General features: G+C 68.7%; 17 protein-coding genes and 1 riboswitch. Of the genes, 12 read left to right on the top strand and 5 right to left on the bottom strand.

Going from position 1 to position 21,772, the window contains the following annotated elements:
- Positions 1-27: 27 nt before the first annotated feature.
- The 3 genes from EA796_RS22420 to cobG are packed head-to-tail and all read right to left on the bottom strand — an operon-like array spanning position 28 to position 2,700.
- Positions 28-771, bottom strand: coding sequence for a precorrin-2 C(20)-methyltransferase (locus tag EA796_RS22420; protein WP_178082598.1), 744 nt, complete (start codon positions 769-771; stop codon positions 28-30).
- Entirely contained in the window at positions 768-1,394 is a 627-nt protein-coding gene (locus EA796_RS22415; protein WP_122110228.1) for a precorrin-8X methylmutase, read from the bottom strand. The genes EA796_RS22420 and EA796_RS22415 overlap by 4 nt, the downstream gene beginning before the upstream one ends.
- Positions 1,387-2,700: a precorrin-3B synthase gene (gene cobG / locus EA796_RS22410; protein WP_122110227.1), complete on the bottom strand. Its 1,314-nt coding sequence runs from the start codon at positions 2,698-2,700 to the stop codon at positions 1,387-1,389. Before cobG ends, EA796_RS22415 begins: the two co-directional genes overlap by 8 nt.
- Before the next feature lie 96 nt (positions 2,701-2,796).
- Positions 2,797-2,990, bottom strand: a riboswitch (cobalamin riboswitch).
- A gap of 56 nt (positions 2,991-3,046) precedes the next feature.
- Between cobG and cbiE the strand changes: the two genes are divergently transcribed.
- From cbiE to EA796_RS22350, 11 genes are all read left to right on the top strand, one after another.
- Complete coding sequence (gene cbiE / locus EA796_RS22405; RefSeq protein ID WP_122110226.1) at positions 3,047-4,249, top strand: precorrin-6y C5,15-methyltransferase (decarboxylating) subunit CbiE; 1,203 nt, start codon at positions 3,047-3,049, stop codon at positions 4,247-4,249.
- Positions 4,246-4,965, top strand: a complete 720-nt coding sequence (locus EA796_RS22400; RefSeq protein WP_122110225.1) for a cobalt-precorrin-6A reductase — start codon at positions 4,246-4,248, stop codon at positions 4,963-4,965. The genes cbiE and EA796_RS22400 overlap by 4 nt, the downstream gene beginning before the upstream one ends.
- A 311-nt stretch (positions 4,966-5,276) precedes the next feature.
- Positions 5,277-5,966 (top strand): ferredoxin, encoded by a 690-nt coding sequence (locus EA796_RS22395; protein WP_122110224.1) that lies wholly within the window; start codon positions 5,277-5,279, stop codon positions 5,964-5,966.
- A gap of 114 nt (positions 5,967-6,080) precedes the next feature.
- Entirely contained in the window at positions 6,081-7,265 is a 1,185-nt protein-coding gene (gene cfaB / locus EA796_RS22390) for a C17 cyclopropane fatty acid synthase CfaB (RefSeq protein ID WP_122110223.1), read from the top strand.
- Between the two features lie 48 nt (positions 7,266-7,313).
- Entirely contained in the window at positions 7,314-9,059 is a 1,746-nt protein-coding gene (locus EA796_RS22385) for an ATP-binding protein (protein WP_021444349.1), read from the top strand.
- Positions 9,060-9,305: 246 nt separating this feature from the next.
- On the top strand, positions 9,306-10,646 hold the full coding sequence (locus EA796_RS22380; protein ID WP_122110222.1) for a sigma-54 dependent transcriptional regulator: 1,341 nt from the start codon (positions 9,306-9,308) through the stop codon (positions 10,644-10,646).
- Between the two features lie 461 nt (positions 10,647-11,107).
- Positions 11,108-12,061, top strand: a complete 954-nt coding sequence (locus EA796_RS22370; protein WP_021442333.1) for a TAXI family TRAP transporter solute-binding subunit — start codon at positions 11,108-11,110, stop codon at positions 12,059-12,061.
- Between the two features lie 271 nt (positions 12,062-12,332).
- Entirely contained in the window at positions 12,333-14,360 is a 2,028-nt protein-coding gene (locus EA796_RS22365; RefSeq protein ID WP_021442332.1) for a TRAP transporter permease, read from the top strand.
- A complete protein-coding gene (locus tag EA796_RS22360) occupies positions 14,357-14,764 on the top strand; it encodes a DUF1850 domain-containing protein (protein ID WP_021442331.1) in 408 nt (135 codons plus the stop codon). Before EA796_RS22365 ends, EA796_RS22360 begins: the two co-directional genes overlap by 4 nt.
- Positions 14,765-14,905: 141 nt before the next feature.
- A complete protein-coding gene (locus tag EA796_RS22355; protein ID WP_021442330.1) occupies positions 14,906-15,421 on the top strand; it encodes a DUF3617 domain-containing protein in 516 nt (171 codons plus the stop codon).
- A gap of 168 nt (positions 15,422-15,589) precedes the next feature.
- Positions 15,590-17,680, top strand: coding sequence for a TonB-dependent siderophore receptor (locus EA796_RS22350; RefSeq protein ID WP_122110220.1), 2,091 nt, complete (start codon positions 15,590-15,592; stop codon positions 17,678-17,680).
- A 27-nt stretch (positions 17,681-17,707) separates the two neighbouring features.
- On the opposite strand, the gene EA796_RS22345 is transcribed toward EA796_RS22350, so the two are convergent.
- Entirely contained in the window at positions 17,708-18,436 is a 729-nt protein-coding gene (locus tag EA796_RS22345; RefSeq protein WP_122110219.1) for an ABC transporter substrate-binding protein, read from the bottom strand.
- Positions 18,437-18,490: 54 nt separating this feature from the next.
- Positions 18,491-19,930 (bottom strand): cardiolipin synthase, encoded by a 1,440-nt coding sequence (cls, locus tag EA796_RS22340; protein WP_122110218.1) that lies wholly within the window; start codon positions 19,928-19,930, stop codon positions 18,491-18,493.
- A 267-nt stretch (positions 19,931-20,197) separates the two neighbouring features.
- Between cls and EA796_RS22335 the strand changes: the two genes are divergently transcribed.
- Positions 20,198-21,772 (top strand): BCCT family transporter (locus EA796_RS22335; RefSeq protein ID WP_147459078.1); only part of this gene is annotated, 1,575 nt, incomplete at its 3' end.

The following is a 21,772-nucleotide window of genomic DNA, read 5'->3' as shown; positions in this document are numbered from 1 at the left end:
GGGTGAAGCGTCATCCACCCCACGGATTCAGCCGCGCCATTTCTGCCCGGGCACCAGAATCATCGAGAAATAGGGCGAATCCATCGGCTCCACCTCGTCCAGCGCCACTATCTTCTGCTCGGCCATGGTCGCCCGTTCGACGTAATGGGCGCGGCCATCCAGGCCCAGCTTGCGCAGCACGCGGCGGACCTTGTCGAAGTTGCGCCCGAGCTTCATCACCACGGCGGCCTCGGCGTCGCGCAGGCGCTGTTCCAGCTCCTCTTCCGCCAGCACGCCGGAGAGCACGCTCAAGCTCTGGTTGCGGTACACCAGCGGGGTGCCGAGCACCGAGGCGCAGCCGAGCATGGAACACACGCCGGGCACCACCTCCACCTCGTAGCGGTCGGCCAGGCGGTCGTGCAGGTACATGTAGGAGCCGTAGAAGAACGGGTCGCCTTCGCAGATCACCGCCACGTCCTGGCCGGCGTCCAGCCGCCGGGCGATCTGCGCGGCGCAGGTGTCGTAGAAGTCGGCGATCACATCCTCGTAGGAGAGCGGCGGGGCGAGCTTCTCGGTGGTCACCGGGTAGACCAGCGGCAGGCGTTGCTGCGCCTCGGTGAGATGGGCCTCGATGATGCCGAAGGCATTGCCGCCGTGACCGGCGTTGTGCTTGGCCTTGGCCACGAAGTAGGCCACCACCGGTGCCGACTGGAGCAAGCGCAGGGCCTTGAGGGTGAGCAGTTCGGGGTCGCCGGGGCCGACGCCGAGACCGAGCAGACGACCGGCCATCATTCCACCTCCGAGGCCAGGGCGTTGACCGCGGCCACCGCCATGGCGCTACCGCCACGGCGGCCCCGCACGATCACGTAGGGCACGCCGCGGTTGTCTGCCGCCAGGGCATCCTTGGATTCCGCCGCGCCGATAAAGCCCACCGGCATGCCGATGATCAGCGCCGGCTTCGGCGCGCCGGCGTCGAGCATTTCCAGCAGGTAGAACAGCGCGGTGGGGGCATTGCCGATCACCACCACGCTGCCCTCCAGGTGCTCGCGCCAGTGCTCCAGGGCCACCGCCGAGCGGGTATTGCCCAGTTCGCGGGCCAGCTCCGGCACGCCGGCGTCGTGCAGGGTGCAGATCACTTGGTTGTTGGCCGGCAGGCGCGGGCGGGTGATGCCCTCGGCGACCATGCGCGCGTCGCAGAGAATCGGCGCGCCGGCCAGCAGCGCGGCGCGGCCGGCGGCGCCGGCACCGGGGGAGAAGCGCAGATCCTCCACCACGTCGACCATGCCGCAGGCGTGGATCACCCGTACGGCGAGTTTTTCCAGGTCGGCGGGGATGCCTTCGAGGTTGGCCTCGGCGCGGATGGTGGCGAAGGAGCGGCGGTAGATTTCCTGGCCGTCGCGGATGTAATCAAGCATCGGGGGTTCCTGCAGGATGTTGGCGGGCGAACCAGGCGCCGGCCTCGTCGATGGTCATCGCCGGCGCCAGCAGACGGCCGAAACCGGGCGTCTCGGGCGTGCGTTGGTAGAGCTGGTAGTGGTCGGGCGTGCTGGCCAGCAATGTGTAGGGCTGCACGCGCGCGCTGGCGCAACTGCGCGGGCAGGCGCTGAGGTGTACTTGCGGGCGGGCGTGGCTTGCGCGCAGCAGCTCGGCCAGGTGCAGGGCGTGCTGCTTGCTGTCGGCCAAACCGCGGGCGCAGGCGGCCGAACCGGTGCAGGCGACCAGGCCGAGCAGCGGCTCGTCGGCCTGGGTCAGCAGGCCCAGCTGGTCCAGCTCAGCCGGCAGCTCGCGGGCGCGGGCTTCGGCGACGTTGCCCAGCAGCAGGCCCTGCCAGGGTGTCAGGCGCAGTTCGCCGTCGCCATGCCGTTCGCTCAGCTCGGCCAGCGTGGTCAGTTGTTCGGCATGCAGACGGCCGAGGCGGGCGCCAGCGGCGACCATGCACAGGCCGGCCTGCGCCTGTGGATAAATCCCAGCCGGCGCGCGCTCGACGGTGGCGGCAGGCTGCCAGCTGGCCGGTGCCGGCTGCAGGGCAAAATCCAGGCGTGCCTGCAGGCGCTGCAGCAGTTCGTTGGCCGGGATCTGCGCCAGCAACTGGCGCATCCGCGATTGCTCGGGCGTGGCCAGCTCGAGGAACAGCAGCAGCAGCTGGCGCACCAGTTCGAGCGCCTGGCTCGCTTCGACGCGCGCCACGGGCGCATCGCCAGGGCAGCCGGCCAGGCCCAGCAGCAGATGCTGCTCGTCTTCAGCCGCCAGCCACAGGTCGTGGGGATGTTCGCGCATGGCCAGGGCTTCGCCGCCATCGAGTTGCAGGGCGAACTTGGCCGACAGGGCATGCAGCGCCGGGGTGTCCTGCAGCAGGTCGAGCAACTGGCCGGCCAGTGGGCGCACGTCCATCCGCATGTGTGGGTCGAGGCCGGCGGCGGGGCTGAGCAGCAGGTTGCGCACATCGTCGGCGGCGGCCACGCGCGGGCCGAGGCCGGCGCTCAGCAGGGCGTCGATCAGCGCGCTTTCCTGGCCGGGCAGCACGCCGCGGATCTGCAGGTTGCTGCGGTTGGTCAGCTCCAGCACACCGCTGGCGCCATGCCGCGCCGCCTCGGCAATGGCCCGTGCCTGGGCGCTGCGCAGCACGCCGCCGGGCAGCTTGATGCGGCAGATGCCGCCATCCAGCGCGGGGACGATGCGCAGCAGGCCGGGGCAGGCGGAAGGGCGAATGGAGGCGGGCAAGCGGTCACCTGTGGCTAACGACGCGGCGACCGAACCAGCGAAATCCGCCCACAGGGGGATTCCATGGCATCGGTACACCCCGCCCGATGTTGGCACTCGCGACCAGCGTTCGTCGGCAGGTCTCCTGGCTGACAGGTCTTCGTCCGCCGCGCCTTCCCGGTTACCCAGTGGCCGATTGCATTGGACTCGCTGTTTACAGTTGCGGGGGCAGCCACGGTTTTACCGTGTTCCCTCTTAGGCCCGTTGCGGAGTCGTATCGACTCAAGGGCACCGACGAAGGCGCTATTATGCCCGCTTTGCTCGGAGCGCGGACAGGCGCTCCGTCGGGCTTGCGCGAGGACATTGGATGAAACCCTGGTTGACCCTGGTCGGCATCGGCGAAGACGGCTACCCCGGCCTGGGCAAGGCCGCGCGTCGGGCACTGCTGGCGGCTACGCGCATCGTCGGCGCGCCGCGTCAGCTGGCCTTGCTGCCGCCCTGCATCGGTGGCGAGCGGGAAACCTGGCCCAGCCCCTTCGACCTTGAGCCGCTGCTGGCGCGGCGCGGCGAGGCGCTGTGTGTGCTGGCCAGCGGCGACCCGATGTTCTACGGCGTCGGCGCCAGTCTGGCGCGCCAGGTTCCGGCCGACGAGCTGCGGGTGCTGCCGGCGCCGTCCTCGGTGTCGCTGGCGGCGGCGCGCCTGAGCTGGCCGCTGCAGGAGGTTGAGGTGGTCTCCTTGGTCGGCCGGCCGCTGGCCACGCTCAACGCCCGGCTGTTTCCCGGCGTGCGCCTGCTGGTGTTGAGCGCCGATGGCGACACGCCCGCACAGGTCGCCGCAGCGTTGCGCACCCGTGGTTTCGGTGCCAGCCGCCTGACCCTGCTGGAGCATCTGGGCGGGCCGGAGGAGCGCCGACTCGATGGCCTGGCCGCGAGCTGGAACCTGCCGCGGGGCGCCGACCTCAACCTGCTGGCGGTGGAATGCCTGGCCGACGCCGGTGCGCAACTGCTGCCGCCGACCTGCGGCCTGCCGGACGAGGCCTACCGCCACGACGGCCAGCTGACCAAGCGTGACGTGCGCGCGGTGACCCTGGCGCGCCTGGCGCCGCTGCCCGGCGAGCTGTTGTGGGACGTCGGCGCCGGCTGTGGCTCCATCGGTATCGAGTGGATGCGCGCGCATCCGGCTTGCCGCGCCATCGCCGTCGAGGCCAACGAGGGGCGTCAGGATCATATCCGTCACAATCGCGACGCCCTCGGCGTACCCGGGCTGCAACTGGTCGCCGGACACGCGCCCGAGGCGCTGGCCGGGCTGCCGACGCCGGATGCGATCTTTATCGGCGGCGGCGTCACGGTGCCCGGTGTGCTAGACGCCTGCTGGGCCGCGCTCAAGCCGGGTGGGCGTCTGCTGGTCAATGCCGTGACCCTGCAGAGCGAGTCGGCGTTGGTGGCCTTTCGCGAGCTGCAGGGTGGCGAGCTGCTGCGGCTCAGCGTGGCCCAGGCGCAGCCGCTGGGCGGTTTCGATACCTGGCGCGCCGCACTGCCGATCACCCTGCTGGCGGTGCGCAAGGCGTGAGTGCGCGACTCCTGCTGCTCGGCGGCACCACCGAAGCGCTGCGCCTGGCCCGTTGGTTGGGGCCGGAGACCGTCTACAGCCTGGCCGGCCTCGGCCGCGTGCCGGACGATCTGGCCTGCCGCGTGCGCGTCGGCGGCTTTGGCGGTGCCGAAGGCCTGGCGGCCTTTATTCTGAGCGAAGGCATCGAGCTGCTGCTGGATCTGACCCACCCCTATGCCGCGCAGATCAGCCATAACGCCGCCCGCGCCGCCGAGATCGCCGGCGTGCCCTGCTGGGCCCTGCGTCGCCCCGGCTGGCAGCCGGGCCCGGGCGACGACTGGCGCGAGGTGGATGGCTGGGATGAACTGACCCGCGCGCTGGCGCCATTCCAGCGGCCGTTTTTCACCTCCGGCCGCGAACCGCTGGCCCATCTGCACGAGATTCCCGCCCACCAGCACTGGACGGTACGCTGCCTGCAGAGCGAACCGGCGCCGCCGCGCGCCGAGATCATCGGCGCGCGCGGGCCGTTCTCCCTGGACGCGGAACGCGCGCTGTTCGCCCGCATCCGCTGCGACGTGCTGGTGAGCAAGAACAGCGGCAGCGCCTCCACCGAACCCAAGCTGCAGGTCGCCCGCGAACTGGGCCTGCCGGTGCTGCTGTTGCGTCGTCCCGCGTTGCCGGCGGTGACGCGGGAATTCGAGGATCCGGATAGCCTGTGGGCCGCGTTGGCGCGGTAGGTTGGCGCTGAGCGCAGCGAAGCCCAACAGGGCGCCCGCAGGGCTCCGCCCGGCGATCTCCAGCCACCGAAAATCCCCGTTGGGCTTCGTCGCAGGCTCCTCAGCCCAACCTACATGCTGGACTGCTGCCGTCACGGCTAAAGACCCTCCCACGGATTTGCGTTGTGGCCCAAGGGCGGGTGCGTTGGCGTAGGGTGGATCACGCTTCATCGATCCACCGTTGTGGTGGACGTAAAAAGCGACGTCCACCCTACGGATTGCCTTCAGTGCTCGGCACGCTGCTAGACTGCCGGCCCGTTTTGGAGACCCCGATGAACCAAGCCCCCTACGCGCGCATCCTGTTTATCGGCCCCGGCCTGGGGCGTGGCGCATCGGCCGAGCGTCTGCAGCAGCGCATCGAAGCGCTGCTCGGTGAGGCGCACCTGTATGACAGCGAGCAGGACGGCTGCTGGCAGGCCATCGACCAGGCGCCGCGACCGCTGCTGGTGGTGGATCTGGAGCCGCGCGCCGATGCCGCGCACCGCGACTGGCTGCGCCAGCGTATCGCCGAGCGCGGCGACGGGGCCCAGGTGTTCGTGCTCTGCACGGCGCTGGAAGACGCCTGGCTCGACGGCCTGGGCGCGCTGCTCGAGCGCCGTGCGGCGCATCTCCCCTGCAGCGAGGTGGCGCCGCTGCCGGCGCAGCACGCCTGGTCGCAGATCCCGCCGCACGCGCAGCGCCTGCTGTTGTGCAACGGCCCGCGCTGCACCCGCAAGGGCGCCCTCGGCCTGTGGAAAAGCCTGCGCCAGCGGCTCAAGGCCGCCGGCCGGCTGGAGTGCGATGGCGGTGTGCATATCACCCGCAGCCAGTGCCAGTTCCCCTGCGACCTGGGGCCGACCGCGAGCCTTTATCCACAGGGCGAGTGGTACGGCATCAAGGATGAGGCGGCGGTGATCCGCCTGGTCGACGAGCGCCTGGTGGCGGGCCGGGCGCTGCCCGAACTGCGCATCGACCGGGACTGACCCTCGGGCCCACGGCGCGGCGTGTTGCCCGGGCAATTGAACCCTTGGCCTGACAGAGGGATCATCTGGACTAGGCTGGATGTGTCTTCACGTGCATCCGCAGGAGGGTTTCGCATGCTCGCGCAACTGCCATCCGTACTCCGCGAACTCCAGCTGCCGCTGCGTCTGAAGCTGTGGGACGGCAAGCAGATCGACCTGGGGCCGCGGCCCAAGGTGACCCTGGTGGTCAAGGATCCGAGCCTGGTCAGCCAGCTGGCCAGCCCCAGCCTGGACGCCCTCGGCGGCGCCTATGTCGAGGGCAAGCTCGACCTGGAAGGGCCGATCGATCAGGCCATCGCCGTGGGCGATGCGCTGAGCAGCGCGCTGCTCGGCGACGCCACCGCGCCGGTGGAGCTGCGCACCGCCCACGACAAGCGCAGCGACGCCGCCGCCATCAGCTACCACTACGACCTGTCCAACGACTTCTACCGGCTGTGGCTGGACCGCGACATGGTCTATTCCTGCGCCTATTTCGAGACCGGCGAGGAAGACCTCGACCAGGCCCAGCAGGCCAAGCTGCGCCATCTGTGCCGCAAGCTGCGCCTGCAGGCCGGTGACAAGCTGCTCGACGTCGGCTGCGGCTGGGGCGGCCTGGCTCGCTTCGCCGCGCGCGAGTTCGGCGCCGAGGTGTTCGGCATCACCCTCAGCCAGGCGCAGCTGGAACTGGGCCGCCAGCGCGTGGCCGAGGAGGGCCTGGGCGACAGGGTCGAGCTGCAGCTGCTGGACTACCGCGACCTGCCGCAGGACGGTCGCTTCGACAAGGTGGTCAGCGTCGGCATGTTCGAGCACGTCGGCCACGCCAACCTGGCGCTGTACTGCCAGCGCCTGTTCGCTGCGGTGAAGACCGGCGGCCTGGTGCTGAACCACGGCATCACCTCGCGCTTCACCGACGGCCGCCCGGTGGGGCGCGGCGCCGGCGAGTTCATCGACCGCTACGTGTTTCCCCAGGGCGAGCTGCCGCACCTGGTCACCATCGGCACCGCGATCAGCGAGGCCGGCCTGGAGATCGTCGACGTCGAGAGCCTGCGCCTGCACTACGCGCGCACCCTGCAGCTGTGGAGCCAGGGCCTGGAGCAGCGTCTGCAGCAGGCGGCGGCGCTGGTGCCGGAAAAGGCCCTGCGCATCTGGCGGCTGTACCTGGCCGGCTGCGCCTACGGCTTCCAGCATGGCTGGATGAACCTGCACCAGATACTCGCGGTGAAGCCGCGCGAGGACGGCAGTCACGACCTGCCCTGGACCCGCGCCGACCTCTATCGCTGAGCAGCTGCTGGAGTAAGATGCGGCTCGACTCCGCCCTCCGAGCCGCCCATGCCGCAGCAGCACCGCTACCGCGTCGCCTTCACCGTTCTGGCCATTCTCGCCGGCCTGCTGCTCAGCGTCTGGCTGGGCGGGCGCCATGCCGAGCAGCGCGCCTGGGCCGAGCGCAGCGTCGAGGCGCGCGGCCAGCTGCAGCTCTACGCCCAGTCGATCCGCACCCTGGTCGAGCGCTTCAGCTCGGTGCCCGAGGTGCTGGCGCTGGACAGCGACATCAAGAGCCTGCTGCGCGCGCCGCAGGATCGCCAGCTGCGCCATGCCCTCAACCAGCGCCTGGAACGGCTCAACGCCGCCGCCGGCTCCACCGTGCTGTACCTGCTCGATGCCCGCGGCGAGACCCTGGTAGCGAGCAACTGGCGCGACTGGAGCAGCTTCGTCGGCAACAACTACGCCTTCCGCCCCTACTTCCAGGACGCCCTGCGCGACGAGGGCGCGCGCTACTTCGCGGTCGGCGTGACCACCGGCATCCCCGGCTACTTCCTCTCCCATGTGGTGCGCGACGACGACGGCAGCCTGCTCGGCGTGCTGGTGGTCAAGCTGGAGCTGGAGGAGCTGCAGCGCGAATGGGTCGGCCAGCCCGGCGTGCTGCTGGTGGCCGACAGCTACCAGGTGGTGATCCTCAGCAACAAGCCGGCCTGGCGCTTCCGCGCCCTGCAGGCGCTCGACGAGCAGGCGCGGGCCGAGCTGGTGGAGGTGCGCAAGTACGCCGAACAGGCGCTGCAGCCGCTGGCTCAGGAGGTCCACCGGCGCATCGACGAGGATGCCCAGTGGGTGCGGGTGGACGGCCCGGACGGCAGCCGCGACTACCTCTGGCAGCGCCTGGCCATGCCCGAGGAGGGCTGGACCCTGCACCTGCTCGGCGAGCCGTCCGGCCTGGCCGACAGCGTGCGCAGCTACCGCCTGGCCGCCGCCGGGGTGTGGATGACCCTGGCCTTCCTGCTGCTGTTCCTCGCCCAGCGGCGCAAGAACCAGCGCCTGCAGGCCGGCATCCGCGAGCGCCTGGAGCGCGAGGTGGAGCTGCGCACCGCCGAGCTGCGCCAGGCCCAGGACGGCCTGGTGCACGCCGCCAAGATGGCCGCCCTGGGGCAGATGTCGGCGGCCCTGGCCCACGAGATCAACCAGCCGCTGACCGCCCTGCAGATGCAGCTCGGCAGCCTGCGCCTGCTCCTCGACAGCGGCCGGCCGGAAGCGGTGCGCGAGGGCCTGCAGCGCATCGACGGCCTGCTGCAGCGCATGGCCGCGCTCACCGGCCACCTGAAGACCTTCGCCCGCAAGACCCCGGCCGGCCTCAGCGAGCGTCTGTGCCTGGGTGACGTGCTGGAACAGGCGCTGCAGCTGCTGGCGCCGCGCATGCGCAGCGAGCAGGTGGAACTGCGCACGCGGGTGGACGACGAGGCCGAGGTGCTCGGCGACGCCATCCGCCTCGAGCAGGTGCTGCTCAACCTGCTGCACAACGCCCTCGACGCCATGGCCGACAGCGAGGCGCGCATCCTCGAGGTGCGTATCGCCCGCGACGGCGACGCCTGCCTGCTGAGCGTCGAGGACAGCGGCGGCGGCATCGCCGAGGAAACCCTGGGCCGGGTGTTTGAGCCGTTCTTCACCACCAAGCCGGTGGGCCAGGGCCTGGGCCTCGGCCTGGCGGTGTCCTACGGCATCGTCCGCGAGTTGGGCGGCAGCCTGCAGGCGCACAACGGCGAGCGCGGTGCGCGGTTCACCCTGAGCTTGCCGGCGGCGCCGTGACCCTGTGGCAGGGGGCTATAGCCGCGACAGCAGCGCCGATGTTTCGCGGTTAAAGCCCCGCCCACGGCCCGTGCACGCTCCGTAGCCCGGCTGCAATCCGGGGAATTGGTGGTGCGTAGGGTGGATGGCGCTTCACCCATCCACCAGGCCATGGCAACCATGGTGGATGAAAACAGCGTCATCCACCCTACGGACCGCGTTGAATCTTGTGGGCTACACTGCCCGCCGTTTTCGAGAGGAGGTGCCATGAGCGCTCAGGTGATAGTGGTCGACGACGAGGCGGCGATTCGCGAGGCAGTGCAGCAGTGGCTGGAGCTGTCCGGTTTCACCGTGCGCAGCTGCGCCAGCGCGGCCGAGGCCCTGGCCCTGGTCTATCGCGACTACCCCGGCATAGTCGTCAGCGATGTACGCATGCCCGGCAGCGATGGCCTGCAGCTGCTCGACAAGCTGCTGGCGCTGGACGCCGACCTGCCGGTGATCCTGGTCACCGGCCATGGCGATGTGCCCATGGCGGTGCAGGCGCTGCGCCAGGGCGCCTACGACTTCATCGAGAAACCCTTCACCCCCGAGCGCCTGCTCGACAGCGTGCGCCGCGCCCTCGACAAGCGCCGCCTGGTCTGCGAGAACCGCCAGCTGCGCCAGCAGGTGGCCGACAAGGGCCGTATCGAGAGCCAGCTGATCGGCATCTCGCGGCCGATGGAGAACCTGCGCCGGCAGATCCTCGAGCTGGCCGGCACCTCGGTCAACGTGCTGATCCGCGGCGAGACCGGCAGCGGCAAGGAGCGCGTGGCGCGCTGTCTGCACGACTTCAGCCCGCGCGCCGGCAAGGCCTTCGCCGCGCTGAACTGCGCGGCGATTCCCGAGACCATCTTCGAGAGCGAGCTGTTCGGCCACGAGAGCGGCGCCTTCACCGGCGCCCAGGCCAAGCGCATCGGCCGCATCGAGCACGCCGACGGCGGCACCCTGTTCCTCGACGAGGTGGAGAGTCTGCCGCTGGCGCAGCAGGTCAAGCTGCTGCGCGTGCTGCAGGAGAAGACCCTGGAACGCCTGGGCTCGAACAAGAGCATCCAGGTCGACCTGCGGGTGATCAGCGCGGCCAAGCCGGATCTGCAGGGCGAGGTGAAGGCCGGTCGCTTTCGTGAGGACCTGCTGTACCGTCTGAACGTCGCCACCCTGCAGATTCCGCCGCTGCGCGAGCGCCGCGAGGACATTCCGCTGCTGTTCGAGCACTTCGCCCGCGCCGCCGCCGAACGCCACGGCCGCGAGGTGCCACCGCTGGCGCCCAGCGAGCTGGCGCGGCTGCTCGGCCACGACTGGCCGGGCAACGTGCGCGAGCTGATCAACGCCGCCGAGCGCCATGCCCTCGGCCTGTCCAGCCCGCCGCCGGCCGAGCGTTTCGCCGGCCAGGCGCTGGCCCAGCAGATGGAGGCCTTCGAGGCGCAATGCCTGCACAACGCCCTGCTGCAATGCCAGGGCAATATCGCCGCGGTGATGGAGATGCTGCAGCTGCCGCGCCGCACCCTCAACGAGAAGATGCAGCGCCACGGCCTGGCGCGCGGCGACTATCTGCCCGGCGGCGAGGAATAACCCCCCTCTTAGGAGCCCGCCTGCCGGCGATGTTGGTAACGCCGATCGCCCGCCGGCGGGCCATGGCTTTGCTGGCCTGCATCCGGGTGACCCGATAAGCGGATTTTTGCCGACTGCGTCACAGGGCTAGGCGGATTCCCGCTCAGCGACGCCCCCCGTCTTTCGATTAAACCCCTCTATTGCGGGCCTTTCAGGCCCTGGCACGGCATCTGCTATGACTGTTTCAGTCGCCCGGCAGCTTGCCGCCGCGGCGACCATAACAACGACAAGAGGTCTGCCCATGAACTGCCCAGTCTTCCGCGCCATGCTGCCGTGCATGGGCCGCCTCTCGACCGCGCCAGCCGCGGCCCTTGTCCGACGCTGCACCCTGTGCCGCTGATCGCGCACCGCCGACGTCGCCTGACCGGCGTCGTCTAGAGTGAAACTCTGCATAAAGCCATAACAACGACGGAGATACTTCCATGCGACTGACCAAGAAACTCAGCCTGTTCGCCGCTGCCGCGGCCATCACTGCCAGCACCGCGGTGCTCGCCGCACCGACCTTCATCAACGTGCTGACCGGCGGCACCAGCGGCGTCTACTACCCGATCGGCGTGGCCCTGTCGCAGCTGTACAGCAACGGCATCGACGGCGCCAAGACCTCGGTGCAGGCGACCAAGGCGTCGGTGGAAAACCTCAACCTGCTGCAGGCCGGTCGCGGCGAACTGGCCTTCGCCCTCGGCGACTCGGTGGCCGATGCCTGGAACGGCGTGGAAGACGCCGGTTTCAAGGCGCCGCTGAAGAAGATCCGCGCCATCGCCGGCACCTACCCGAACTACATCCAGATCGTCGCCAACGCCGAATCCGGCATCAAGACCCTGGACGACCTCAAGGGCAAGCGCATCTCCGTCGGCGCGCCGAAGTCCGGCACCGAGCTCAACGCCCGCGCCATCTTCGAAGCCGCCGGCCTGAGCTACGAGGACATGGGCAAGGTCGAGTTCCTGCCCTACGCCGAGTCGGTCGAGCTGATCAAGAACCGCCAGCTGGACGCCACCCTGCAGTCCTCCGGGCTGGGCATGGCCGCCATCCGCGACCTGGCCTCGACCATGAAGATCAGCTTCGTCGCCATCCCGGCCGAAGTCACCGCGAAGATCGACAACGCCGCCTACCAGGCCGCCACCATCCCGGCCGGCACTTACGACGGCCAGGATAGCGACGTGCCCACCGTGGCCATCACCAACATCCTGGTCAGCCATGAAGGCGTCTCCGACGAGGTGGCCTACCAGATGACCAAGCTGATGTTCGACAACCTGGATCGTCTCGGCACCGCCCACTCCGCGGCCCAGGACATCAAGCTGGAAAGCGCCACGCAGAACCTGCCGATCCCGCTGCACCCGGGTGCCGAGCGCTTCTACAAGGAAGCCGGCGCGCTCTGATGCAGGGCGGGCCGTGGCATGGCGCCACGGCCCTGGTGGGCTGTCTCGGCAGCGTTGCAACGATCACCGGTGCGCATGGCCTGGGCGGCCCCGCGACACCCTGCGGATCGCCGCCGCGACAAGGTTTCGAGGCAGCCCGCCGGCGATGGGGCTGGCCGCATTGCGGCCGACCCATCCGACGCAGAATCGCGAATAAAACCGGCGTTCACAGGCGGTGGGTTTTGTTGGCGACTCTGTCTCCGTATCGAAGTAGTCACGAGGTTTGCACTCCATGAGTGAGCAGAATCAGGGTCTGGGCGCCAGCCCGTCCGACTGGCCGAAGGCGCTTTTTGCCGTCGCGCTGCTGTTTTCCATCTTCCAGATCGTCACCGCGGCCTTCCACCCGGTGTCGACCCAGGTGCTGCGTGCGGTGCACGTCGGCTTCCTGCTGCTGCTGGTGTTCATCAGCGTGCCGGCCTTCGGCGCCAAGCGCCCCTGGCAACCGCTGGCCTGGCTGCTGGGCCTGGCCGGCATGGCCACGGCGGGCTACCAGTGGTACTTCGAGGCGGACCTGATCCAGCGCTCGGGCGACCTGACCACGGCCGACATGCTCATCGGCCTGACCCTGATCGTGCTGGTGTTCGAGGCCGCACGGCGGGTCATGGGCATCGCCCTGCCGATCATCTGCGCGATGTTTCTGGTCTACGGCCTGTTCGGCCAGTACCTGCCGGGCGACCTGATGCACCGCGGCTACGGCATCGACCAGATCGTCAACCAGCTGTCGTTCGGCACCGAGGGGCTGTACGGCACGCCGACCTACGTCTCGGCCACCTACATCTTCCTGTTCATCCTGTTCGGCGCCTTCCTCGAGCAGGCCGGGATGATCAAGCTGTTCACCGACTTCGCCATGGGCCTGTTCGGCCACAAGGTCGGCGGCCCGGCCAAGGTGTCGGTGGTGTCCTCGGCGCTGATGGGCACCATCACCGGTTCCGGTGTGGCCAACGTGGTCACCACCGGGCAGTTCACCATCCCGCTGATGAAGCGCTTCGGCTATCGCCCGGCCTTCGCCGGCGGCGTCGAGGCGACCTCGTCGATGGGCAGCCAGATCATGCCGCCGATCATGGGCGCGGTGGCCTTCATCATGGCCGAGACCATCAACGTGCCGTTCTTCGAGGTGGCCAAGGCCGCGCTGATCCCGGCGCTGCTGTACTTCGGCTCGGTGTTCTGGATGGTCCACCTGGAGGCCAAGCGCGCCAACCTGAGCGGCCTGCCCAAGGACGAATGCCCGAACCCGTGGAAGGCCGTGCGCGAGCGCTGGTTCCTGCTGATCCCGCTGCTGATCCTGATCTACCTGCTGTTCTCCGGGCGTACGCCGCTGTTCTCCGGCACCGTCGGTCTGGCCCTGACCGCCATGGTCATCCTCGGCTCGGCGATCATCCTGCGGGTGTCGTCCAAGGCCATGCGCTTCGCCTTCTGGATCGCCCTGGGCGTGCTATGCGCCGGCTTCTTCCAGCTCGGCATCGGCGTGGTGTTCGGCGTCATCGGCCTGCTGGTGGCGGCCTGCTGGTTCGTCAAGGGCGGCCGCGACACCCTGACCCTGTGCCTGCACGCGCTGGTCGAAGGTGCGCGCCATGCCGTACCGGTGGGTATCGCCTGCGCCCTGGTCGGGGTGATCATCGGTGTGGTGTCGCTGACCGGGGTGGCCTCCACCTTCGCCGGCTACATCCTCGCCATCGGCCAGGACAACCTGTTTCTCTCGCTGGTGCTGACCATGCTCACCTGCCTGGTGCTGGGCATGGGCATCCCGACCATCCCCAACTACATCATCACCAGCTCGATCGCCGCGCCCGCGCTGCTGGAACTGGGCGTGCCGCTGATCGTCTCGCACATGTTCGTCTTCTACTTCGGCATCATGGCCGACCTCACCCCGCCGGTGGCGCTGGCCTGCTTCGCCGCGGCGCCGATCGCCAAGGAGCGCGGCCTGAAGATCAGCCTGTGGGCGGTGCGCATCGCCGTGGCCGGCTTCGTCGTGCCCTATATGGCGGTCTACTCGCCGGCGCTGATGCTGCAGGGCGACAGCCTGCTGGCGACCGTCTACGTGGGCCTCAAGGCCTTGCTGGCCATCGGCATCTGGGGCGCGGTGTTCACCGGCTTCCTGCAGGCCAAGCTGAGCTGGTGGGAACGTGCCCTGGGCTTCGCCGCCGGCGCCAGCCTGATCCTGGCCACGCCGATCAGCGACGAGATCGGCTTCGCCCTCAGCGTCATCTTCATCGGTCAGCACATCTGGCGCGCCCGTCGCGCCCAGGCGGCGCTGGCGTGATCGGCCTGTGCCTGGGGCTGGCCGGCGCTGTATGGGCAGAGCTGCCCGTGCCGGCCTTCACCCTGGCCTGGGATCACAGCATCGAGAAGATCCGTTGGGAAGAGGATTACCGCGTCACCGCCGAGGGCCTGGTCCTCGGCGAGGCGCGGGTCAAGGGTTCCGGCGCCGGGATGGAGATTCCCGACGGCGCCGAACTGCGCAATGGCAGCTGGCACTACCAGCGTCGGCTACCGCCTTTGCAACCCCTGCGAGTCGGGCGTACGCCCGAAGCCGGGGATTACCAACTCTGTATCGACCAGCGTTGTCGCCCGATGAGCGACTGGCTCGGCCCGCCACAAGCGAGCCAGCCGGCGTTGGAACTCTGGAGCTGCGAGCTGGGCTCCCCCGCGGCTGACGCGGGCTAGGTTCGCCAGAGCGGACCAGGCTTCCGGCGCCACAAGTGCCGGGCGGAAAAGAAGAGAACCCCCATACGGCGCAGGCCGGTGGGGGTTTTGTTCGTCTGCGGCCTGCTAGGCTTGGCTAACCACCTGCCCAGGAGACCTGTCATGCGCCCCATCTTTCGTTTCGCCCTTCCGCTCGCTCTCTGTCTGTCCCCCCTGACGGCCAGCGCCCTGGACATCCAGCCCGGCGTCTGGGAAGTCAGCTCGCACAACATGCAGGTGGGCGGTCAGGCCATGCCCGGCATGGAGCAGATGCTGGCGCAGATGCAGAACCTGCCGCCCGAGCAGCGGCAGATGATGGAAAGCATGATGGCCGAGCGCGGCATCAAGCTCGGCGCCGGCGGCGTGCAGATGTGCCTGACCGCCGAGCAGATCGCCGCCCAGGACATTCCCCTGCACGACCCCGAGTCCGGCTGCAGCAACGAGATTCTCGAACGCAGCGACCAGCGCTGGCGCTTCCGCTTCACCTGCCCGGATGCCCAGGGCGAAGGGGAGACCCAGTTCGTCAGCGATCGGGAGTTCACCACCAAGGTCACCGGCACCTACAACGGCCAGCCCAGCAGCATGGAAAGCCGCGCGCGCTGGGTGGGTGCGGACTGCGGCAGCCTGCGCAGGCAATGACCCTCAAATGTAGATGTAAATAATTCGTATTGACGCGGGAAGCATTCTATTGCGAGAATCCTGTCGATAATTATTAGCATTTGCACCCATGGCGAATGCACTGCCAATGAGGCATCCGGCTGCCAAGGGACGAATCGCAGCCATCGACAGCGCATTAGGAGAAGTCCCTTGTTCAGTAGAAAAAACCGCCTGGCCGTGGCGATTGCGGCCGCCTGCAGTTTCAACCAGGCCCTGGCCGCCGAGCAGGAACAGCTCGAGCTGGATGCCCAGACCGTGGTCGGTGCCGCCGAAGCGGCCGAAGTCGACAGCTACAAGTCGCAGCCCAGCAGCGCCGCGACCAAGCTGGACCTGACCCCGCGGCAGACCCCGCAGTCGATCTCCACCATCACCCGCGCCCAGCTCGACGACTTCCACCTCGACAGCGTCAACGACGCGCTGAAGATGGCCACCGGCATCCAGGTGCAGGAGGTTGAGACCGACCGCACCTACTACACCGCCCGCGGCTTCGACATCACCAACTTCCAGTACGACGGCATCGGCATTCCCTTCGTCTACGGCAACGTCGAAGGCGATATCGATACCGCGGTGTTCGAGCGCGTCGAGGTGATCCGCGGCGCCAACGGCCTGATGTCCGGCACCGGCAACCCCTCGGCCACCATCAACTTCGTGCGCAAGCGCCCGACCGCCACGCCGCAGGCGCGCATCGACCTGACCGGCGGTTCCTGGGACAAGCGCCGCATCGACGCCGACGTCTCCGGCGCGCTGACCGACGCCGGCAACATCCGCGGCCGTGCGGTCTACGCCCACGAGAACAAGAACTCCTACCTGGACATGTACTCGCGCGAGAAGAACGTGTTCCACGGCGTGCTGGAGGCCGACCTCGGCGACAAGACCCTGTTCACCATCGGCCATACCCTGCAGAAGAGCGACGCCAACTCGCCGATGTGGGGCGCACTGCCGCTCAACTACAGCGACGGTTCGAAGACCGACTACTCGCGTTCCACCAGCACCTCGGCCGACTGGGCTTACTGGGACGTGCAGGAGAACCGCACCTTCGCCGAACTGGCCCACGACCTGGGCAACGGTTGGCAGGCCAAGGCCGTGCTGACCCATGTGAAGAAGGAGGGCGACGGCTCGCTGTTCTACGTCTACGGTACCCCGGATCGCACCACCGGCCTGGGGCTGTTCAGCTATCCCTCCGAGTACAAGGACAAGAACACCCAGCTGATCGCCGACCTGCAGCTCAGCGGCGCCTTCGCCCTGGCCGGCCGCGAGCACGACGCGGTGCTCGGCGCCAGCTGGTCGCGTTCGGAGCTGGAGGACATCTCCTGGTACGACTCCTCCACCGGCACCGCCCTGCCGCCGCTGGAAGAGTGGGACGGCAACTACCCGCAGCCGCGTAACGACGCCGGCACCGCCGGCAGCGATTTCACCGACCGCATGAAGAGCGCCTACGGCGCCGCGCGCTGGAGCCTGACCGACGACCTCAGCCTGATCACCGGTACCCGGGTGGTCGACTTGAAGAGCGACGGCACCAACTACGGCCTGGCGAAATCCTCGAAGAACAGCGGCAAGGTGGTGCCCTATGCCGGCCTGGTCTACGACCTCACCGAGCAATATTCGGTCTACGCCAGCTACACCGAGATCTTCGACCCGCAGACCAAGACCGATATCACCGGTTCGCGCCTGGCGCCGGTGGAAGGGGTCAACTACGAAGCCGGGATCAAGGGCGAGCTGTTCGACGACCGCGTCAATGTCTCCCTGGCGGTATTCCGCACCGAGCAGGACAACGTCGCCGAAGTGGCGGGCATGGTCGGTTCCACCACCATCTACCGCGCCGTCGAAGGCATCACCAGCGAGGGCTACGAGCTGGAGGTCTCCGGCGAACTGCTGCCGGGCCTGCAGGCGATGGCCGGCTACACCTTCGTCGACATCACCGACGCCGAGGACAAGCACGCGGTGACCTACTCGCCCAAGCATATGTTCAAGGCTTCCACCACCTACCGCATTCCCGGCCTGGAGCAGCTCAAGGTCGGTGCCAGCCTCAATTGGCAGGACAAGGTGTACAACGGCATCGCCGAGCAGGATGCCTATGCGGTGGTCAACCTGATGGCCAGCTACGATATCGATCCCAACTGGAGCGTCTCGGCCAACCTCAACAACGTTACCGACGAGAAGTACCTGACCAGCCTCTACTGGAGCCAGGCCTACTACGCGGCCCCGCGCAACGCCAGCATGAGCGTCAGCTGGAAGTACTGATCCACCGCCGCATCGCCACGGGCCGGCTCACAGCCCGTGGCGACGGCGGATTTCCCCCACCAGTTCGCCCCGCTCCAGCAGGAAACGGTCGAACTCGGCAATCAGCTGCGGGCGCTTGATGCTCGACAGGTAGTAGTGATCCTCCACGTGCGCCAGCTGCGCATCGAACACCAGGGCGTCCGGCGCCAGGCCTAGCTGACGCAGGTGGTGGGCCACCACCCGCGGGTTGAGGTACACCGCGTCGACCCGGTCGCTCATGGCCATGCGCAGCAGCGAGTCGATCTGGTTGGCCTGGATCAGCTTGATGCGCCCGGCGCGAATCTCCTCCAGATAGGGCCAGGGGGTGAAGCCGTTCTGCGTGCCGAGCAGGCGGATGCGCGCCTGGCCCTGGCCGAGGTGCGCCGGCTTGACCAGGATGCCGTCGACGTAAGGCGCCGCCGGCTGGCTGTAGCGGATGGCGTGGCCGGCCTTGCGGTCGGCGTTCCATTGCGGGTGGTCGGGGAACTTGAGGTCGAGCCGGCCGCCGAGGAAATCGCCGAGCAGGCGCCTTACCGGCAGCGGCGCGTAGACGAAACGGTAGCCGCGCTCGGCGGCGAAGGCGTCCAGCAGCTCGCGGGCGTAGCCGCGGTACTCGCTGCCGTGCACGTCGGAGTAGGGCTGGTAGGGTTGCAGCTCGACGCCGACGCGAATCGGCTCCTGCGCCAGGACATCGAGGCAGAGGCAAAGGCAGAGCAGCAGGGCGAGCGGTGTCTTCATCGCGGGGTCTCGCTGACGGCAAGCAGCGGGCGGCCCCTTAACCATAGTCGCGGCTCAGAGAATCGGCGAGATCAGCCGCGCCACGCGCATGCCCAGTTGCTGCAGGCGGTGCAGGTTGCGTCGGTCGGCGTTGACCAGCTCGCGCGAGCGGCTGAAGTCCTCCTCCAGCATGCTCGCCACCTGCTCGGCGAAGGCCGTGTCCAGGGTCAGCAGGCTGACCTCGAAGTTCAGGCGGAACGAGCGGTTGTCCAGGTTGGCGCTGCCCAGCAGGCAGGCGCTCTGGTCGATCAGCAGTGCCTTCTGATGCAAGAAGCCCGGCTGGTAGCGGAAGATCCGCACCCCGGCGCGCAGCGCCTCGAAGGCGTACAGGCTGGAGGCGGCGTAGACCACCCGGTGATCGGGGCGCGCCGGCAGCAGGATGCGCACGTCCACCCCGCGCAGCACCGCCAGGCGCAGCGCCGCGGACACCGCCTCGTCCGGGACGAAGTAGGGGCTGCTCAGCCAGACCCGCTCCCGCGCCGCCTGGATCGCCTCGACGAACAGCAGCGAGCAGGTCTCCTGCGGGTCGGCCGGGCCGCTGGCGATCACCTGGCAGAGCACCCCCGGCTCGTCCTGCTTGTGCGGCAGCAGCAGCGGCGGCAACTGGTGGCAGGCCCAGAACCAGTCCTCGGCGAAGGCCTCCTGCAGGCTGGCCACCACCGGGCCGCGCACCTCCACGTGGGTGTCGCGCCAGGGCGCCAGCGGCGGCTTCTGCCCGAGGTACTCGACGCCGACGTTGAGCCCGCCGAGAAAGCCGATCTGGCCGTCGACCACGACGATCTTGCGGTGGTTGCGGAAATTCAGCTGGAAGCGGTTGAACAGCCCGCCGCGGGTGGGGAAGGCGTGGATCTGCACGCCGCCGGCGCGCAGCGCATCGATATAGGGCCGCGGCAGGGCGTGGCTGCCGATGCCGTCGTAGAGCACATGCACCTTCACCCCCGCGGCGGCGCGGGCCAGCAACAGCTGCTGCAGGCGGCGGCCGAGGGCGTCGTCGCGGATGATGAAGAACTGCAGCAGGATCGCCCGCTGCGCACCCTGCAGCGCCTCGAACAGCGCGGCGAAGGCGGCCTCGCCGTCGATCAGCAGCTGCACCCGGTTGCCGGTCAGGCCGGGCATCTGCGACAGCCGCGGCAGGGCGCGCAGGTGCTGGTAGGCCGGCGCCTGGTGCGCGGCCTTGGCTTCCTCGACCCAGGGCCGCCAGTCCTGCGCGGTCATGGCCTGGCGCATCTCGGCGTCGGCCTGGCGGCGCGCCTTGACATAGGCATCGAAGCGGCTGCGGCCGAGCACCAGGTAGGGCAGCAGCGTCAGGTAGGGCATGAAGAACAGCGACAGGCCCCAGGCCAGGGCGCCCTGGGCGGTGCGCACGGTGAGCACCGCATGGATCGCGGCGAGCACGCCGAGGCCGTGGATCGCGGCGATCAGCCAGGCGAACAGGTGGGGGATGCCAAACTCCATGGACTTCCTCGCTGCGGGGGCCGTATCCAGCTGACCACGGGCGTTGCGCGCCGTTCGCCGGCCATCCTGCCACGGCCCCGCGGTGAATGGCAGGGGGCGGTTAAGCCGTTGTATTTGCCGTTTTCATGCAGGCCTGTTTCTGCATGAGCCGGTTTCATCTGTTACCCTTGTCGGTTCGACCCAAAGGTGGGTCGTCTTTACTCGAGGAGGGCAGACCGTCCTGTTCACGCTCGTTCAGCGAGTCAAACGCATCAAGGAGCACGCCATATGGGAAACGTCCCTTCGCATGACATGACCCCGCCACCCGTAGCGGCAACCCCCGACGGCATTCCGGCCCCGACCGGCGCTGCCAACCTGATCGACACCGACTACGTCATCGGTCAGGACAACATCCAGGGCAAATTCATCTTCTCGATGGATATCCACGGCAAGGTCTTCAGCATCTCCGCGCTGGTCGCGGTGATCTTCGTGGTGCTGGCCCTGGCCCTGCAGAACCAGGTCGAGCCGCTGTTCAGCGCGCTGCGCGACTGGCTCACCCACCACATGGCCTGGTTCTTCATCGGCGCCGCCAACGTCTTCGTCCTGCTCTGCCTCGGCCTGATCGTCTCGCCGCTGGGCAGGGTGCGCATCGGCGGCAAGGACGCCACGCCCGACTACAGCTACGCGGGCTGGTTCTCCATGCTGTTCGCCGCCGGCATGGGCATCGGCCTGATGTTCTACGGCGTGTCCGAGCCGATGTCGCACTACAGCGCGGCGATGGGTGGGGTCACGGTCGGTGAGGACGGCGTGCGCACCGACTGGGCGCCGCTCGCCGGCGCCGCCGGCAACAGCGAGGAGGCGGTGCGCCTGGGCATGGCCGCCACCATCTTCCACTGGGGCCTGCACCCCTGGGCGATCTACGCCATAGTCGCGCTGGCGCTGGCGCTGTTCTCCTTCAACAAGGGCCTGCCGCTGTCGATCCGCTCGATCTTCTACCCGATCCTCGGCGAGCGGGTATGGGGCTGGCCGGGTCACGTGGTCGATATCCTCGCGGTGTTCGCCACCCTGTTCGGCCTGGTCACCTCGCTGGGCCTCGGCGCCGAGCAGGCCGCCGCGGGTATGGAATACCTGTTCGGCATCAACGCCAGCGACACCAGCAAGGTGCTGCTGATCGTCGCCATCACCGTCATCGCCCTGGCCTCGGTGGTCGCCGGCCTGGACAAGGGGGTCAAGCGCCTGTCCGAACTGAACATGGCGCTGGCCCTGGCGCTGCTGCTGTTCGTCATCATCGTCGGGCCGACCCTGGCCATCCTCACCGGCTTCTTCCACAACCTCGGCGCCTACCTGCAGTACCTGCCGGCGCTGTCCAACCCCATCGGCCGCGAGGACGCCAACTTCAGCCAGGGCTGGACCGCCTTCTACTGGGCCTGGTGGATCAGCTGGTCGCCCTTCGTCGGCATGTTCATCGCCCGAGTCAGTCGCGGCCGCAGCGTGCGCGAGTTCCTCATCGCCGTGCTGCTGGTGCCGTCGCTGGTCTCGGTGCTGTGGATGACCGCCTTCGGCGGCACCGCGATCAACCAGCTGCTGGTGGACGGCTTCACCGGCGCCCAGGACGCCGGCCTGGAGCTGAAGCTGTTCAGCATGCTCGGCGAAATGCCGCTGACCGCCATCACCTCCTTTATCGGCATCGTGCTGGTGGTGGTGTTCTTCATCACCTCGTCGGACTCCGGCTCCCTGGTGATCGACACCATCACCGCCGGCGGCAAGGTCAACGCGCCGGTGCCGCAGCGGGTGTTCTGGGCCAGCATCGAAGGCGTCATCGCCATCGCCCTGCTGCTCGGCGGCGGCCTGGTGGCGCTGCAG

It is taken from the genome of Pseudomonas sp. AOB-7, assembly GCF_003696305.1.
Classification (GTDB): domain Bacteria; phylum Pseudomonadota; class Gammaproteobacteria; order Pseudomonadales; family Pseudomonadaceae; genus Aquipseudomonas.
This window is presented reverse-complemented; position numbering and strand designations above follow the sequence as displayed.